16 protein-coding genes are annotated in these 16,375 nt (G+C 37.6%); 6 read left to right on the forward strand and 10 right to left on the reverse strand.

Annotated elements, in window-relative coordinates:
• Nucleotides 1-54 precede the first annotated feature (54 nt).
• From MKY94_RS18050 to MKY94_RS18065, 4 genes are all read right to left on the reverse strand, one after another.
• On the reverse strand, nt 55-750 hold the full coding sequence (locus MKY94_RS18050) for a response regulator (RefSeq protein WP_144541691.1): 696 nt from the start codon (nt 748-750) through the stop codon (nt 55-57).
• The gene (locus MKY94_RS18055) at nt 734-2,350 is read right to left on the reverse strand and encodes a sensor histidine kinase (protein ID WP_342577552.1); all 1,617 of its coding nucleotides are present in this window, start codon (nt 2,348-2,350) and stop codon (nt 734-736) included. Before MKY94_RS18055 ends, MKY94_RS18050 begins: the two co-directional genes overlap by 17 nt.
• A gap of 1 nt (nt 2,351) precedes the next feature.
• On the reverse strand, nt 2,352-3,281 hold the full coding sequence (locus MKY94_RS18060) for an AEC family transporter (RefSeq protein WP_151112535.1): 930 nt from the start codon (nt 3,279-3,281) through the stop codon (nt 2,352-2,354).
• Between the two features lie 145 nt (nt 3,282-3,426).
• Nucleotides 3,427-4,656 (reverse strand): SEC-C metal-binding domain-containing protein, encoded by a 1,230-nt coding sequence (locus MKY94_RS18065; RefSeq protein WP_342577553.1) that lies wholly within the window; start codon nt 4,654-4,656, stop codon nt 3,427-3,429.
• Between the two features lie 95 nt (nt 4,657-4,751).
• On the opposite strand from MKY94_RS18065, the gene MKY94_RS18070 reads away from it, so the two are divergent.
• Genes MKY94_RS18070 through MKY94_RS18085 form a run of 4 tightly spaced genes read left to right on the forward strand, consistent with a single transcriptional unit; the run spans nt 4,752 to nt 7,143 of the window.
• Entirely contained in the window at nt 4,752-5,471 is a 720-nt protein-coding gene (locus MKY94_RS18070; protein ID WP_151112531.1) for an ABC transporter ATP-binding protein, read from the forward strand.
• Between the two features lie 12 nt (nt 5,472-5,483).
• Complete coding sequence (locus MKY94_RS18075) at nt 5,484-6,227, forward strand: ABC transporter permease (RefSeq protein ID WP_151112529.1); 744 nt, start codon at nt 5,484-5,486, stop codon at nt 6,225-6,227.
• Nucleotides 6,228-6,277: 50 nt separating this feature from the next.
• Nucleotides 6,278-6,736 (forward strand): LytTR family DNA-binding domain-containing protein, encoded by a 459-nt coding sequence (locus MKY94_RS18080; RefSeq protein WP_151112526.1) that lies wholly within the window; start codon nt 6,278-6,280, stop codon nt 6,734-6,736.
• Nucleotides 6,733-7,143 (forward strand): DUF3021 domain-containing protein, encoded by a 411-nt coding sequence (locus MKY94_RS18085; RefSeq protein WP_144541676.1) that lies wholly within the window; start codon nt 6,733-6,735, stop codon nt 7,141-7,143. The genes MKY94_RS18080 and MKY94_RS18085 overlap by 4 nt, the downstream gene beginning before the upstream one ends.
• A gap of 88 nt (nt 7,144-7,231) precedes the next feature.
• Here the strand turns inward: MKY94_RS18085 and MKY94_RS18090 are convergent, their stop codons facing one another.
• From MKY94_RS18090 to MKY94_RS18100, 3 genes are all read right to left on the reverse strand, one after another.
• Nucleotides 7,232-8,401, reverse strand: coding sequence for a substrate-binding domain-containing protein (locus MKY94_RS18090; RefSeq protein WP_260866675.1), 1,170 nt, complete (start codon nt 8,399-8,401; stop codon nt 7,232-7,234).
• A gap of 11 nt (nt 8,402-8,412) precedes the next feature.
• Nucleotides 8,413-9,261, reverse strand: coding sequence for a VanW family protein (locus MKY94_RS18095; protein ID WP_144541674.1), 849 nt, complete (start codon nt 9,259-9,261; stop codon nt 8,413-8,415).
• A 157-nt stretch (nt 9,262-9,418) separates the two neighbouring features.
• Nucleotides 9,419-10,033, reverse strand: a complete 615-nt coding sequence (locus MKY94_RS18100) for a PH domain-containing protein (protein WP_144541672.1) — start codon at nt 10,031-10,033, stop codon at nt 9,419-9,421.
• A gap of 123 nt (nt 10,034-10,156) precedes the next feature.
• On the opposite strand from MKY94_RS18100, the gene MKY94_RS18105 reads away from it, so the two are divergent.
• On the forward strand, nt 10,157-12,304 hold the full coding sequence (locus tag MKY94_RS18105; RefSeq protein ID WP_342577554.1) for a M28 family peptidase: 2,148 nt from the start codon (nt 10,157-10,159) through the stop codon (nt 12,302-12,304).
• Between the two features lie 112 nt (nt 12,305-12,416).
• On the opposite strand, the gene MKY94_RS18110 is transcribed toward MKY94_RS18105, so the two are convergent.
• Both MKY94_RS18110 and MKY94_RS18115 read right to left on the reverse strand, forming a co-directional pair.
• The gene (locus MKY94_RS18110; protein WP_154312221.1) at nt 12,417-13,376 is read right to left on the reverse strand and encodes a D-2-hydroxyacid dehydrogenase family protein; all 960 of its coding nucleotides are present in this window, start codon (nt 13,374-13,376) and stop codon (nt 12,417-12,419) included.
• An 18-nt stretch (nt 13,377-13,394) separates the two neighbouring features.
• The gene (locus MKY94_RS18115; protein ID WP_342577555.1) at nt 13,395-14,129 is read right to left on the reverse strand and encodes a sulfite exporter TauE/SafE family protein; all 735 of its coding nucleotides are present in this window, start codon (nt 14,127-14,129) and stop codon (nt 13,395-13,397) included.
• Between the two features lie 161 nt (nt 14,130-14,290).
• Between MKY94_RS18115 and MKY94_RS18120 the strand changes: the two genes are divergently transcribed.
• A complete protein-coding gene (locus MKY94_RS18120) occupies nt 14,291-15,283 on the forward strand; it encodes a PQQ-dependent sugar dehydrogenase (protein ID WP_144541664.1) in 993 nt (330 codons plus the stop codon).
• Nucleotides 15,284-15,345: 62 nt separating this feature from the next.
• Here the strand turns inward: MKY94_RS18120 and MKY94_RS18125 are convergent, their stop codons facing one another.
• Entirely contained in the window at nt 15,346-16,326 is a 981-nt protein-coding gene (locus tag MKY94_RS18125) for a GNAT family N-acetyltransferase (RefSeq protein WP_225216184.1), read from the reverse strand.
• Nucleotides 16,327-16,375: the final 49 nt, after the last annotated feature.

A 16,375-nucleotide genomic window follows, 5' to 3' on the forward strand; every position in this document is an offset into this window, starting at 1 on the left:
TGTTTGTGGTTATAAGTTCAATAAGGAACATAAAAATCATTTTGTTCATATTGTTCACGACTGATTTATAAAGTATCTTCTCTCTGGTCTTCCTACTGAACCGTAAATAAGCTCTGTATAAACGATTCGTTCCGATACTAAATACTCTAGATATCGCCGTGCAGTTGAGCGACTAACACCAATATCCATTCCAAGTCCCTCTGCTGTAATCCCATCCTTAATTTGTTTAATATGATTGACTACCTTTTCCTTTGTAATTGGATCTATCCCTTTAGGAGGTATTGCTTCCTTTTCTAACGTACCGTTAGTTGTACTGTTTCCCCAAAGAGATTTGATGATGCTTTCCTGGACTTGGCCCTCTTCTTCTAGAATGTCTCTTTTTGCCTTGTACGCAAGTAAGCTTTCTTTAAATCTTTCAAAGGTAAGTGGCTTTAAGATATAGTCTGCTACACCGCTTCGGAATGCTTTTTTTACAATATTAGATTCAGAGGCAGCTGTGATGAAGATAATGTCTGTTTCTGGACTATATTCCTGAATGACTTTTAGTAGCTCTGTCCCTTTCGTATCAGGTAGGTACACATCTAGTAAAATCAGATCCGGCTTATATGAAATAATCCAATCCTTCGCCTCTTCTCCCGTGAAGGCTGCACCAATCATTTGGAATCCTTCAATTTTCTCTATAAATCTACGATGAATATCAGAAATTCGTCTGTCATCCTCTATGATTAAAACTTCAATTTCCTTTGTCATGCAAGTAACCTCCTTTTGGTATAGACACGATAAACAATGCCCCACCCAAATCTCCTCGTTCAATGGAAATCTTTCCAGCTAAATCATTTAAACTATCCTTTACCTTAACCAATCCGTATCCATGATCTCCCTCACTTTTTGTGGATATCTTTTCAGTTAGTACAATATCTAATAGCCCATTCGGCATTCCATCTCCAGAATCCTCGACTTCTATAATAATTTCTTCTCCATTATCAAAAATATATATCCGAACATTTCGTTCTGCTTCTGGTTTAGATTCGACCGCCTCAAAGGCATTTGTCACTAAATTTCCTATAATAGAGACAAATAAATGCTTTTGTAAATGACTTGGAATCTTTTCTAAGTAACTATCCTCATCTAAGATAAAGCGCACCTTCAACTCCTTGGCACGATTTAAAAAGCCAATCACAATTCCCCCTAAAAAAGGGTCCTGCAGTCTTCTAGTCATAAATTGAATAAGCGACTGATGCTCTGCTGTCTCTAACTGTATTAACTCAATCGCATCCTCGTAGGAATGAAGCTGTATTAAGCCAGAAATTGTGTAAAGAAAATTGTGATACTCATGAGTTTGTGCTCTTAGGGCTTCTGTGTACTGCTTTACCTGTGAAAGCTCCTCCGACAGCTTGTCTATGTCAGATTGAAGACGAAAGCTTGAAACTGCTCCTATAATTTCCTCACCGACACGTATTGGAATTCGATTAACAATAGCCTTTTTCCCTTTAATCTCCATAGGTCGGTCTAAATGCTGCTCCCCAGTCTCCATAACCTGCAGGAGGTATGTATTAGGGATAACCTCCCAAATGTTCCTCCCAACCAATTGGGCTTCCGTAGGTAAAGAGAGAACTTCATGAGCTGCCGTATTAATCATGGTAATGATTCCCTTAGCATCGACCATTATGACTCCCTCCCGTATCGACTCTATTAAAGCATTTCGCTCCATGAACAAGTTAGCAATTTCCGAGGGTTCTAGATTAAAGAGCTCCTTTTTAATAGTCCGTGCCAAAATACTAGAGCCAATAATTCCAATGGCTATTGCAATCAAAACAATATATGCAATATTATCAATATACCTTGCAAAGATAAGACTCATGTCTTCCTTTAAAAACCCTACCGAAATAATCCCGACTATTTCCTCTTGTTCATCCAAAACAGGAGCCTTTCCTCTTAACGCAGATCCCAATGTCCCAGTCGCCTCGGAAACGTAGGATTTCCCATAAACTAATGCTTGCTCATTGTCATCGCCAACCATTTTTTCTCCTATTCTGTCCTCTACTGGGTGGGCGTAACGATAGCCTTCCTCGTCTCCAATAACAATATATTCCGCTCCGGTTAAACCCTGAATCTCTAGAGCTATTGGCTGTAGGAGCTCAGTAGGATTTTCTGACTGAAAGCCCGCCAAAATATCCGGTCGCTCCGCTGTCGTCTTGGCTATACTGAGTGCCCTTTCTCCAATTTCATCTTCTATTGCATGAGACATTGTAAAATAAAGAGAGACACCGATAATAATTGCAACTAATGACACAAAGATTGCACCAAACCCAAATATTCTTTTTTGCAATGAACGTTTCTGCTTCTTCATCTCATCCCCACCATATATTCGATAAATAAATGACAACTGTTACTGTTAGGCAGCTAACAACGGTTGAAAACAATACTATTTGTGCTGCTAGGTTTGGCTCCACATCATATTCTAGTGCCAAGGTTGAACTGTTTCTAGAAGTCGGAAAAGCGCTTGCGATAAACAAAGACTGAGCAACGACTCCATCCAATTCCATTAAAGTGATTAATCCAAAGGCAAGCAATGGGCCTATTATTAAGCGACCAAATGTGCTAAACAAAATGAGCTTGTTGAAAATAGTCTTTATATTGAGCTGCGCCAATTGTGCGCCCAGTGTAATAAGCGCAATTGATATAAATGCATTAGCTAAATAGTCGATTGGAATTCTCAATGATATAGGAATGCCAATATTCCAGTAATTCATCAATGCCCCTATTATCAGCGCATGTACCAATGGGAGACGAAATAAACTTTTCAATATGTCCAGTCCAGATTTTGTAGTAGATATCAAATTATAAAGTCCATATGTATAGGTCATGATATTTTGAAAGATAACAATAATGATTTGAATAGAAGTTCCCAGTGGATTGGCATAGAAAAGCATTTGACTGACCGGAATCCCATAGTTTCCAGAATTGATCAGCACGATACTATTACTAAAAATAGCTGACTGCTTCTTCTCTAGCTTTAAAAGTTTTCCAAGCAGCCAGCTAACCACCATTAAGCAAGCACTAAAAATAAGCAGATATAGCGTAATGCTTCCTAATATTCCTGCATTAACTTCAGTCTCATAAATGTTAATAAACACAGCGGCTGGCATTAGACAATAGGTGATTAGGTTAGATAACGCTTTCAGGTTAAACGAAAACTTCCATTGTAGCCATGCACCAATCATCAACATGATTAAAATAGGTGCTACTACCTGTAAAAAAACCATACTTAAATATTCCATATCCCCTTCTCCTTTCATAATTTTTCCCCCGTAAAATTTTTAGATGTTATTTAACTTTTTAAATTTTCTGCTATATCATTATATAGAAAAACCACCAGTTAATGGTGGTTCTCCTGTATTTCATTAATTTTTTCAATAAAGCTAATCATTTTCCACAGCATTTTTTATATTTTTTACCGCTGCCACACGGACATGGATCATTTCTACCTATTTTTTCGCTTACTACTGGTTGGGAAGCCTGTGCTTGTTGCTCTTGTTCAAACTCTATGGCGTTTTGCTCCGCAATTTGCTTCCATTCTCCCAACGAATCATGTGAACGTCCCATTACTGTATAGAAAGCGTAAAGTGTTTGTTCTAAATCAATCATACCGCCATGGTAGCCATTACTAAGGTAATCCTCTATTAAAGGAAATGCTTGCTCTGTTAAGTGAGCTGTTATAGACTCAATAACAGTCTCTTTTCCAGTCTCATCTAACTTATCATAGCTTTTTATTAGTACTTCTATTGCTTTGTCCGTTTTCGTTTCTTTTAAAATACTGGTCGCATAAATACACGTTTCATTCTTCATCGCATAGGGAGCAACTGCTTCCACTACATCATCTAATTGAAAGCTACTAAGTGCAACTGCCACTTCTTCTAATAGAATATCTTCTTCTCTATCTAATAGGGTAGCAAGCGAAGGTATATATTCATTTAACTGTAGGATACCAACTGCTCTTACAGCTAAAATGCCAGCGACCGAGAAATGTTTTTCTCCTATCTCTTGCTCCAGAATTTTCTTCACTTCTTGAGGGCCATAGCTGTCCTTCTCAATCATTCGTCCAAGTATCTTTTTAGATTTTTGAAATTCTAGCGCGTTGAATCCATCACGGTTAACATTCCCAACAACCTCCTCATACGTTTTCCAAAGCGCATCCTTGCTTGCCTCCAATAATAATTGATTGAATTCAATGTACTCCGTTCCAATATAAGGAGTAAGCTGATTTGCTTTGTCCACCAGAACCTGAGAAGGTAGATTCATGACATATTGAAGGACTAAATGTCTCTTCGACTTTGTTACCTTTTGGAGGAGCTTCATCAGAATCGGGAACGTTTCTTCTGTTACATTATTCTCCTGTCCCGAGACTAGAATGGAATCCCTTTCTTGTACGTCAGCATTTAGCGCATTCGTTAGTTGTTCATTTACCGTCTCACTTGGCGTAAATGGAAATTCATTCAGTACATACGATGCAAATTCTCTGACCAGTCTTTCCTCATGATTAATCATGGGAGTTACTTTGTTTAAGAATGCTTGATTCATTTGAATTCCTCCTTTAATACTCTCAATATACTTCCTTTTAGTAGACAATTGCAACTGACCTATAAATTTATGCAAGTTACCTCCTCCAACTTACCACTTACCGAAATACAGAAGAATGCAAAGCAGAATCATCATACACTTGGTTTATAAATAAAACGGGAGGGATTATTTTGCATATTATTGAAGTTCAAAATTTGAAAAAATCTTATGGGGATAAGGAGGTACTAATAGGTTTAGATTTTCAAGCAACAACGGGGGAAATCATCGGGGTGATTGGAAAAAATGGAGCAGGTAAATCTACTTTTTTAGAAATTCTCATGACTATCAAACAATTTGATGCTGGAAGTGTCCTAGTACTAGAAGAAAATATTTGTTCCATTTCCATGCAGCGCTTAGAAGAGCTTCGAAAACAAATTGCGGTTGTTCTACAGCCGACTCAATTTTATCGTACGTTAAAGGTAGAGGAATTATTAAAGCTATTTAAGTCCTATTATAGATCCTCCATTGATATAGAAAAAATTATGGGAGACTTTAAATTAGAGCCACATCGCAAAAAATATTTTGATAAATTATCTGGTGGCTGGAAACAAATTGTAAGCCTATCTATTGCATTTTTGTCCGAGCCCAAGCTGCTTATTTTAGATGAGCCAACCACTGGTTTAGATCCACATATGCGTAATATGCTGTGGTCCTATATAACTCAATACAATGAACGCACCGGAGGCACCGTCATTTTGACTACCCACAATATGGATGAGGTAGAGCTGTACTGTGACAAGGTATTGCTAATCAACAATGGTACAAACGAGGTTTTTGCTACAACCGATGAAATTTTAGCTTTAGGCCACCGCTCCATCAATGACTTTTACCTTCAGAAAGTATCTATCTAAGGGGGACTTATCATGTTAGCTACACAATTAAAATATGATTTACTTATGTTTTCTAGAGAAATTTTTTACCTTGTCTTTGCCATTGTTATACCACCAATCACGTATATCTTTATGGGCCAATTATATGGTGAAATGACGTATGATCATGGATTAAATTATGCACAATCTTATACACCATCCTTTATTTTACTTATAACATTCACCGTTGTCTTTTTTGCTTTTGGGTTTGATCAGGTCACTCATCGTACAACTGGTGTTGAAAAACGAATTCGTCTATCTCCTGTACCCAAAAATATTTTACTAACTTCAAGCATTTTACGGGCGATTATTATTACAACCATAGGCTACCTTATGATATTTGGCATTGGATTAGTTATGTATGATTTGTCCTTTGATTTAATGAACGTTCTTACTTCCTACGTTTTTTTTATACTTATGAACGTTGCATTACTAATCATGGCGTCTGCTATTTACTCCTTTTTCAAGAATATGAACAGTGCTCTTGTATTTTCTATCGTTATCATGCAGGTTGTCATTTTTACCGGGGGTTTTGCACAGCCGATTAACTTAATGCCAAAGTTTGTGCAGGTTATTGCAGAGCTAAACCCTCTCTATCATATGAATAACATGTTTAAGGCAGTGTGGAATGGTCAGCTTTCTTTGTCTAATGAAACACTGATTTCTCTTAGCTATATTGGAGGGGTTCTGATTGTATCTATCCTCCTTATTCGTTTCATGCACAAGCGGAAAATCTAAAGACAATTATTATTTGAAGGTTTACACTATTGATAAGAGAGGTGCTGTAAATGAAAGTATCGTTAACTATTGATAGTGAATTTAAAGAGACGAAAGTCAAAATTGAAACGCCTAAGCTAAGTGAATCAGTTCAGGAATTATTAGAGTTTATAAAAGGCAGAGAAACTGAATTTTTAGTTGGTAAAATAGGTGAAATGCAGCATATTCTAAAGCCAGAGGATATTCATTATTTTCATACAGAAAAGGAGGCTGTTATTGCAGTAACCTCAACTGGATCGTATAGATTGAAGGAAAAGTTATATGAGCTAGAGGAAATCTTACCATCAAGCAAATTTATACGTTTATCTAAATCTGTAATAGCTAACCTCTATGAACTCAATCGTTTTGAGGCTTCTTTCAATGGGACGCTATGTGTTTACTTTAAATCTGGAGCAAAAGAATATGTCTCTAGAACGTACGTCAATCATATTAAGGAGGCCCTAAAGATGAACAGGAGGAAAAGCGAATGAAAACTTTTTTGTTTAGAAGCATGATTGGTATCTTTTTCGGTGCATTTATAGCTGTCCTATTAACAAATGGTGTCGTTCTCTTTAGTGACAGAGAAACATTAAACGGGCCGCTATTCTTGAAAAATTCATTAGGTTCTATATTTTGCGGTTGGTTATTCACAGTAACTCCACTCTACTTCGAGAATATGCGTTTTACAATGATGCAAGCAACTGTCCTCCATTTTCTAACTGTTTTTGTAGCATATTTTATCTTTGCCTTCTTTATAGGCTGGATTCCTTTTACCTTGTTAAGTTTTGGAACTGCACTTGCCATTTTCGTTGTTGTTTATACCTTACATTGGCTAGCCTTCTACTACTATTTCCGTATACAAGCAAAAAAACTAAACAAAGAACTAAACTCTATATAAGAAAAGTGTAGGAAATCTGTGGAGGTAGTTCGCAGATTCCTATTTCCTAACACAAGAATAATAGGTTATGAGGAAAACTCGCAACCTATTATTCATGTATTGGTACATATCCTGTTTTTTCAACTAGTTCCTGCCCTTGCGGAGAAAGAATCCATTCGATGAGTTCATCTACATAGGGATTTTTAGTATTGGTTGTTATTACATAAAACTCTGATGCAATTGGATATTGGTTGTTTCGAATATTCTCTTTCGTAGGTGCTATCCCGTTTATGTTTAATAGTTTAATCTGGTCGTTTTTCACCATTTCATTCGAATAATAACGAAAGGTGTAACCAATAGCATTTTTATAATTTTTATATTGGGCTACCTCTTCAATAATTCCATCCATGGCATTCACAATATCCTCAGTCGGAGCTTCCATTAAAGGAGTTTCTCCCATTAAATTTTGTAAAGCTGTTTGACTCCCACTACCCTCAGGTCGTTGGAATGCTCGTATAGAATCGTCACTTCCTCCAACATTCTGCCAATTTTTAATGCTCCCTGAGTAAATATCCTGGATTTGCTTAATACTGAGCCCGTCTACTTCATTTTTTTGGTGGACAAAAAACACAAATGCTTCTCTCCCAATCGGTGTAAGTTTAAGCTCTACACCATTACGCTTTGCGTGATTGATTTGCTCCTGAGAAGGCTGCGCAACAAAAATCATATCTACCTTACCTTGGATTAAATTATTGTATGCATCGGGAGTTGTATTCACCATGACTTCACTGGAACCTGGCTCATATGTTTTTTCTGGGTAAACCGCCTGAGCAAAAGAAGCATACAAAGGATATAAAGCAGTCGCTCCGTCCATCTTAGGTAGATTATCTGTAATTTTGAGCGACGCCTCTTCTTCTAGCGTTGCAATCTTTAAAGGCTCAATGAATGGCTGATACTCCCAAATATCTAATTCTGCCCCCACTGTTGGAATACTATTCTCGTACATCTTTTTAACAGGAGTAATTGCACTAATTGCTAGAGCTATTCCCATGATTCCTAAAAACCATTTTGTCCTTTTTTTAGTAGTAAAAAAATTAAACAATCGGAAAATGAAAAATAAGTACAGGGCAATTGCTCCAGTTATTAATGTCGCTATATAATAAATGTTTCCAGTCAATGCAAGTACTACGAGAATGAAAAATGTTATCATGCTTAAGCCTATTAAACTAAAAAATGCATAGAATATTTTTGCTCTTAGTGACTCTTTTCGTTCATCCATTCTATTACCCCCTAATACTTTGCAGAAGTTGTCAGCATAGGCTCATACATCATTATCGCGTGATTTTGCGTAATGAACTCATCATCAATTAACCCACCCTGCAAATCATATACTCTTCTATAAATACTGTTGTGTCTAACATAGCCTCCCCAATATTCCTTCGAAATTAAATGGTCCTTCTCGTACACCTCATATCTACTAGTAGCAGGGTTGTCTGCTCTCCATTCTCCTACTAAATGGGTATCCGTTAGATATAATATTAATTGATAGGGCTGACTTGTTTCATTCGTAATCTGCAGATCCAAGTAATTGTATGCACAGGTAGCCCCGCTTCCAAATGGTTGACTGCGATTAGAATCGGGGAATACATCATAACTATGGCGATATCGCTCCGTTACCTTAAGCGGTGTATGCAATGTAATCCAATAGATCAGGTTTGATAATTGGCACAGGCCACCTCCGACTCCTACCGTTACCTTTCCATAGTGTAAAATCATGCCTTCGACGTAACCCTTTCTCTTACTCGTGTTTCCGATTAATCGCCAATATGAGAGCGTTTCTCCAGGTTGAACGATGACACCACTTATTTGCTTAGCTGCAATTTTAAGATTCCTAATCTTGTTATGCTGTAGCCACATTTCTACATCTTGTAATTCGCGGAGTAGAAGCGTTTGATGAGAGGCAATAACCTTTGGCTTTCTATTCTCTACCTTCTCTAAAGCATATTTTTTCTTTCCAGCATACCAATCAACATAACGCTTCATACGAAAATACTTTTTTCCAAAGTAAATGCGTAATTGACTTCTATCTATCGGCTTCAGTGATTCCACTACTTGTCCCTCCTGTTCTGAATTAGACATATAGCTCAATAATAGACCAACTTTTCAGAAATAAGAAGCATTACTTTGATAATATTGACAAAATAGGAGTTAACTCCCTTGTAATAGAGGAGCATAAATTAGACAAGTTATTTGACATAAAAAAACACTACCCATACAGGTAGTGGCTTAGTTCATCTTATTCGTTAATAAATAAATCAAATACATCCTTGAAGTCTTTTTTCAAGTATTTGTCTTTTTGCTCTAGCATCCAATTCGAAGAGAATTGAGTAATTGCTTCGAATGAAGACAATGGAGTAGTATCTTTACTTTCCATTTTGCCGACGGACTGAGCCGCATAGCCTAAGCTGTTTTGAGCAATTTCATATTTCTTTTTGTTGTCTATCGTTTGAATTGAAATGGTATGGATTGCCTTATACAAATCTTTAATTTCTGTCGCAAACTTTTTGTGAATATCAATGCTTAATGGAACATTACCAATCGTGAATTTAATCTCCATATCAAGATCAATGGTGCCTGCAGTTTCGAGCGCTACATCAGTAATCGGATTGTACGCATAGTCATAGCGGCGTAATGTTCTTTTCTTGCTAATAGCATTTTCCCCGTCTACATGAATCAGAGCTTTGTTGGTAAAGCAATATTCATCAGATTTTGTTTTAATGAGAAAATAAACTATCTCACCTGCTTCGTGCATGACAAAGTCATCCGATTCTGTCTTATCAAAATCTGCTTTAGACACAACAACTCCGATATCTGAAATTCCTAAAGCATCTGACGCAAGCTTTTTAAACATATAATTGACCTCCTTAAGTTTCCTTCATCTTATAATATTCCCTATTTCCCGTAAAGAAAAGTGGTAATAATTATTATTTTTTGATAATATTAATTTCTACATAGTATGAAAGGAATGTGATACATGAAAAGAATCACAAAGGCGCTAACTCTATCCCTTCTGGTAGGACTTGCTCTTGCAGGCTGTACTGACAAAGAGGTAAAAGAGGACGCTGATAAAGTAAAAGATGGTTTAATCGATAATATTTCAGATGAGTATTTATCATCAGTTGATGTAAATTATGCCTACGAATTTACTAAAAGCTTAGAAGAATTTAAAACAAATGAAAAGCTTGGATACCGAACTGCTGGTTCTGTGGCTGAACTAAAAACTGGTGAAAAAATTGGACAAGAGATGGAGAAAATAGGTCTTACCGAAGTAACGAAGGATGAGTTTTCTTTAGATACTTGGACATTTGAAAAAGCCGATTTAACGTTCACCGATGAAAACGGGAAGGAACATTTAGCTGTTCTTGGTGGGTATCAGGTTAATTTCAATACAAATGGTATGAAGGAATATGATATTGTTTACGGTGGAAAAGCAACTGCAGAGGATTTAGAAGGCCTCGACATCGAAGGCAAGCTCGTTTTAATAGATATTAATCAGCGTGAGGAATGGTGGATAAATTATCCTGCTTACCAAGCCCATGTAAAAGGTGCTGCAGGTGTTATAGCCGTACAAGAAGCTGGTTATGGCGAAGCATCCCCAGATGCACTTAATGCTCAGGATATTTGTGGACCAGATGATGCCCCTGCATTTTCAATGTCCCAAACTGATGGAAATAATCTTAAAAAAGCATTGGAAGCTAGTGAGACTGGCTCCATTAAAGTAAAATTTGATGCAAAATCTACTGTTGAAATGGATGGTAAATCCTATAACTACTACGGAAAAATAGTAGGAAAGGATCCCGAGTCCTATATTATCCTATCTGCCCATTATGACTCCTACTTCACAGGTTTTCAGGATGACAATGCAGCAATTGGATTGATGATGGGTGTTGCAAAAGGGTTAGTCGACAGTGGCTATCAGCCGGAAAAAACAATTATCTTTAATGCCTTGGCAGCTGAGGAATGGGGAGTTTCTAACTCTCGTTATGACTGGTCAACTGGAGCATACAATCAAATCTTTAAAATCCATCCAGAATGGGTTGGAAAAGCATTTGCCAATATGAATTTTGAATTACCTGCTTATGAGCATACTACACAGGATGAAATTCGAGCTACTTACGAATTGAATAATTATCTTACAGAGTTCTCTAAAGATGTTCCTACTGTAGAAGGAGTTTATAAAGACGGAATTTCTGTTGTATCTCCATTACGTACTTGGTCAGATGATTTTTCCTTTAATATTGCTGGCGTCCCTGCCCTACGTAATGATTTCCAAGATAGCAATTATATGCGTACTCATTACCATTCTCAGTTCGATACAGAGGAGCAGTATAATGAGGATGCATTTAAATTCCACTTAAACTTGTATGGACTTTTAACCATGCATTATGACAAAACTGCTGTTGTACCTTTAGATTTTACAACCCGTCTAAACGCTATGAAAGAAACATTAGATGAAAATATCTTTGAACAAGCTGAGGTATCTTCGGACAAGCTAATAGAAGAAATTGATCATGTACTTAAAGTGGCAAAAGACGTAAATAAGAAGGTGGCAAAGATTAATGAAGATTACTTAAATGCCCTTTCTAAGGATGATCATGCCACTGCTAAAAAGCTTTATAATCAAAGCCGTCAGCTCAACAGTGACTTGCTATCTGCATTTAAGCATACAGAGGACAGCTTCACTCGCCTTACTTGGGAGGATGCAGTTATATTCCCATTTGAGCATCCGCAAAACAACATTAATAACTTAACTCTATCAATTGAAGCATTAAAGGATGGAGATATCGCTACACCATTAGATGAATACCTTTGGAATATTGATAATAATTGGTATGCCTATGACTTCGACCAAGAAGTATTTGATTACTTCACAGCCTACGTCCTAGATGCGCCAGCCGATAAGCTAATGTGGGGAGAGGGACGAATCGTTGGACACGAAAATCTGTACACATTAATCCACTCTCTTAAAGAAAAAAGGGATACAGAAAATCCAGACCTATCAGAAGAAATTGCAGTTCTGGATCGAGTATTAAAATCTCAAAAAGCATTATTGAAAACAACTACTTCTGAGCAAATTGCTGACTTGCGAGAGCTTGGCAGACAGCTTGAACAATTGAAATAAGGTAAGTAAAAGGGGCACAAGACTACAATTAGTCTTGTGCCCCTTCTTTTTTGACCCTGTGAGTCAGCTCAGCACAAATCAGTCGGTTCTACTCCTGGTGTCTCATCTAGCTTTAATTTATTTTACGGATAGCTTCTCCTTTTAGAAAAGCTGCAATGTCCTCAACTGCTTCTTTAAAGTAGGTACTGTAGTTAATCTCACTCACATAGCCTAAATGCGGAGTTGCTAGCACATTATTTAGTGTGCGGTATGAGTGATTTTCTGGTAGTGGCTCTTCATCGAATACATCTAAGCCTGCTCCTGCAATCCACTTTTCACGTAAGGCTTTTATTAACATTTCCTGGTCTACAATAGCAGCGCGAGAAGTATTGATCAGATAGGCGGTACTTTTCATCTGCTGTAATTCCTGTTTTCCTATTAGCCCTCTTGTTCGGTCGCTTAATACTAAATGAACAGAGACAAAATCACTTGTTACTAGAAGCTCTTCCTTTGAATTTGCAAGACGAACACCATATTGGTCGGTTTGCTCCTTCGTTAAGTTTTGGCTCCATGCGATAACATTCATCCCAAATGCCTTTGCAATTATAGCCATACGACTACCGATTTTACCTAATCCAAGCAATCCTAAAGTTCTACCGTGTAGATCTGTTCCTACGGTGCTCTGCCATGCACCATTTTCTCTTAATGCTATATTCTCCTCTGTAACTTTTCTGGCAAGGTTTAAGATTAGAGCCCATGTCAGCTCAGTCGGTGGCTCTGAAGAGCTCGCTGTTCCACATACAGTTACTCCATGTGCAGCTGCAGCTGCTAAATCTATAGAAGCGTTCCTCATTCCTGAGGTTATTAAGAGCTTTAGCTTGGGTAACTTTTCAAAAAGTGATGCTGTAAAGGGGGTCCGCTCTCGCATGATAACAATAATTTCACAATGGTTAATTGCTTTTAATAGTTCCTCTTCCTTTTCAAAATGCTGAGAGAAGGATTGTACATCTACCTGCTCCTTCACAGTTGACCAGTCGGCCATTTCCATAGCTACATGCTGGTAGTCATCTAAAATTGCACAATGTAATTTCATATAACCTCTCCTTTCCTATTATTTTATATAATCAATTACTATTTGCACTATCAACAAAACTGTTACTACCCGTAGAAGTGGCGTTATGTGCTTAGATTTTAATTTGCGCGCTAGCCTTACTCCTAGCTGCGCTCCAATAATTGCTCCTAACATAAGCGCTAGAGTAACTGGCCACAAAATTTTCCCAGTGGATATATACGTAATAGAGGCTCCAAAACAGCTAGCAAATACACCGATTCTAGCTAGCCCTACCGCTCGGATATAGGCAATTTTCTCACTAGCATACAAGTATAATGCCAGTGTACTACTTCCGGGTCCGAACATTCCATCATATATTCCAATCCCCACTAAGGAAGGAATCGTTTTTTTATTCAGCTGGAAGGTTGAAGTTCCATCAAAATTACCTTTTCCCATAAAGGAGTTAATAAATGCAAAGCTTAATAACACAATCGCAAGGATCATCAACGTCTCTCCGCTTAGGAACGACGCAGTGAGTCCCCCTAATATTCCTCCCCCTAAACAAAATATTAATACAGAAAGTGCTTCCTTCGCTGACACTTCCTTTTTAGAAAAAATGACCAGAAAACTTGATAAAGAGCTAACTGTATTTGATACCTTGTTCGCACCGATTGCTGAATGTATCGGTAAGCCCATAAGCAGCATCAATGGCAGACTGATAAGTCCTCCGCCCCCTACTAGCGTTCCTACCGTATTCCCTGCTATTCCAATTATAAAAAAAATTAGAAATTCCATTGTCTAGCCTTCTTTCTTAACTCTTCTGTAAATTCAGCATACCCTCCCTCTTATGATAAGTAAATTCGATAGAATCTATCGATTATCATTTATAAAACTTATTGTCTTAGGCAGGATTATGCTTTTCTTTAATAGAAGTACTAACTGGAGGAGGTTTTTATATGAAAAGACTCATACTATTATCACTTATTTTATTCGGATGCTCTCAGGAGGCAATTGAACCTGAAAAAGAAATTGCAGAAAAAGTTGCGACCAATTTAGATATTCCATGGTCAATCAACCAGCAGGATGGCATCTTTTATATATCTGAGAGAGTTGGTACCATAGCTGTTATTGATGGAGCAACTGTTACTCACGAGGAGGTCTTGCTTTCGGATAAGCTATCCTCCGCTTCCGAGGCAGGGCTACTTGGCTTTGTACTTAAACCAGACTTTCAAGAAACTAAGGAGGCTTTTGCCTACTATACGTACGACCTAAATGGTGAATCTTTTAATCGTGTAGTTACTTTAAAGCGAGAAAACAAGAAATGGAATGAAATAGAAATACACATCGATAAAATAAAGACTGGTAATATCCATCATGGCGGAAGACTAGAAATAGGACCTGATGGAAAACTCTATGTAACTATTGGTGATGCAGGTGACCCTAATAATTCTCAGGATGACACATCAATGAACGGAAAAATTGTACGAATGGAGGACAATGGCTCTTTCAAAATTTTCTCCACTGGTCATCGCAATCCTCAGGGACTTGCATGGCATGAAAATGGTACACTTTTCGAGGCAGAGCATGGCCAATCAGCTAACGATGAGATTAATATAATTGAACAGGGCAAGAATTATGGCTATCCCATTATTGAAGGGAATGAGACAAAGGATGGCTTTGTGACCCCAATCATTACTTCGGGCAGTAGTGAGACATGGGCACCTTCCGGCATCACCTTTCACAAGGGCAAGCTATATGTAGCCTCTCTTCGCGGAGAAGCAGTAAAGGTGATGAATGTAGAAACGGGCAATGTAGAACAGTCCATCACTGGCTTTGGACGTGTACGTGATGTCTTTTCAGATGGTGAAGCACTCTATTTTGTCACTAATAATACAGATGGTCGTGGTAATCCAAGCGAGGACGATGATATTTTATATAAGCTAAAATAGGAAAACAAAGCATATATTTTTAAAACATAAAAAAGCATCTGGTCCAGATGCTTTTCTTCTATTTATATATTTCGTTTATATCTTAAGGAAATGGCTTGATCCTCTGGCTTGCTCTCATAGGATTGCTGCTCATGCTGAAATTTAAATCCTCGTGCCTCATAAAAAGGAATTCCAAGCATATTGTCTTTCGTTACCGACACCCATTGTTCATGTGCACCGTATTTACTTCGCTGAACATCTGTTAGATAGCTCAGCAGCCTTGTTCCAATTCCTTTGTTCCTTTTCTCTGGATCCAAGTAAAGGACATATACCTCTGAAATTCCTTTATCATCTACTCCACCGCCAATTGCACCAACGATTTCATTGTTGAGAAGCGCTACAAAGTATCCATTCCAATCACGATTAGTTTCCCCAATTTCCTTTTGGATTCTCTCTACCGTGTAAAACTTTTGAATAACACCTTCTATGTACTCCTTAGAATATAAATCATTATATGTGTTCCATTGTGCAGCTACACATACATCAACTATCCCCTGCTCATCCCCTTGCTGAGCTTTACGTACTAGTAATTCATTTACCTTAAGACACATAGCTATTTGAAATCCTGAACGCCCTAAGTATCTGCGCCCCTCATCTATAAATCCATTCTTTAAATAGACAGCCTGGGCAGCCTTATTGGCTTCGTTGACCCCGAGCACAATTTGCTTTATATCTGGGAAATGCTCTTTTACAAATGAAGGCAGAAGCTTAATAGAGGCTTTAGCTATTCCTCTCCCTTGATAATTGGGATGAATGGAATATCCTCTTAGTAAAATACTTTCTGGTATATCGGTGTAATGTAGCTTGTCATCTCCTATGTCTAATACAAAAAAGCCCGCTACTTGTTCCCCTTCTAATATAACTATTGGAGTGTAGGTAGGATTTGTTTCACTTTTTTTCAACATTTCTATTGGATGACCTGTGAAGGCTAGGTGTTCCTCAGACAATGTGTAATTGTCCAATGCCTCTCGATAGTTTGGTTCATATTTTGCTAATGCAATCATGTTTCTCCCTCCCCTTTTTATTAGCATAACATAAATTTTCTGCTAGACT

Source organism: Psychrobacillus sp. FSL K6-2843, assembly GCF_038626375.1.
Taxonomy (GTDB): domain Bacteria; phylum Bacillota; class Bacilli; order Bacillales_A; family Planococcaceae; genus Psychrobacillus; species Psychrobacillus faecigallinarum.

Coding starts and splice junctions, on each gene's coding strand:
- MKY94_RS18050 (WP_144541691.1), bottom strand. CDS start 750: ATGACAAAGGAAATTGAAGTTTTAATCATAGAGGATGACAGACGAATT.
- MKY94_RS18055 (WP_342577552.1), bottom strand. CDS start 2,350: ATGAAGAAGCAGAAACGTTCATTGCAAAAAAGAATATTTGGGTTTGGT.
- MKY94_RS18060 (WP_151112535.1), bottom strand. CDS start 3,281: ATGGAATATTTAAGTATGGTTTTTTTACAGGTAGTAGCACCTATTTTA.
- MKY94_RS18075 (WP_151112529.1), top strand. CDS start 5,484: ATGTTAGCTACACAATTAAAATATGATTTACTTATGTTTTCTAGAGAA.
- MKY94_RS18080 (WP_151112526.1), top strand. CDS start 6,278: ATGAAAGTATCGTTAACTATTGATAGTGAATTTAAAGAGACGAAAGTC.
- MKY94_RS18085 (WP_144541676.1), top strand. CDS start 6,733: ATGAAAACTTTTTTGTTTAGAAGCATGATTGGTATCTTTTTCGGTGCA.
- MKY94_RS18090 (WP_260866675.1), bottom strand. CDS start 8,401: ATGGATGAACGAAAAGAGTCACTAAGAGCAAAAATATTCTATGCATTT.
- MKY94_RS18095 (WP_144541674.1), bottom strand. CDS start 9,261: ATGTCTAATTCAGAACAGGAGGGACAAGTAGTGGAATCACTGAAGCCG.
- MKY94_RS18100 (WP_144541672.1), bottom strand. CDS start 10,033: ATGTTTAAAAAGCTTGCGTCAGATGCTTTAGGAATTTCAGATATCGGA.
- MKY94_RS18105 (WP_342577554.1), top strand. CDS start 10,157: ATGAAAAGAATCACAAAGGCGCTAACTCTATCCCTTCTGGTAGGACTT.
- MKY94_RS18110 (WP_154312221.1), bottom strand. CDS start 13,376: ATGAAATTACATTGTGCAATTTTAGATGACTACCAGCATGTAGCTATG.
- MKY94_RS18115 (WP_342577555.1), bottom strand. CDS start 14,129: ATGGAATTTCTAATTTTTTTTATAATTGGAATAGCAGGGAATACGGTA.
- MKY94_RS18120 (WP_144541664.1), top strand. CDS start 14,291: ATGAAAAGACTCATACTATTATCACTTATTTTATTCGGATGCTCTCAG.
- MKY94_RS18125 (WP_225216184.1), bottom strand. CDS start 16,326: ATGATTGCATTAGCAAAATATGAACCAAACTATCGAGAGGCATTGGAC.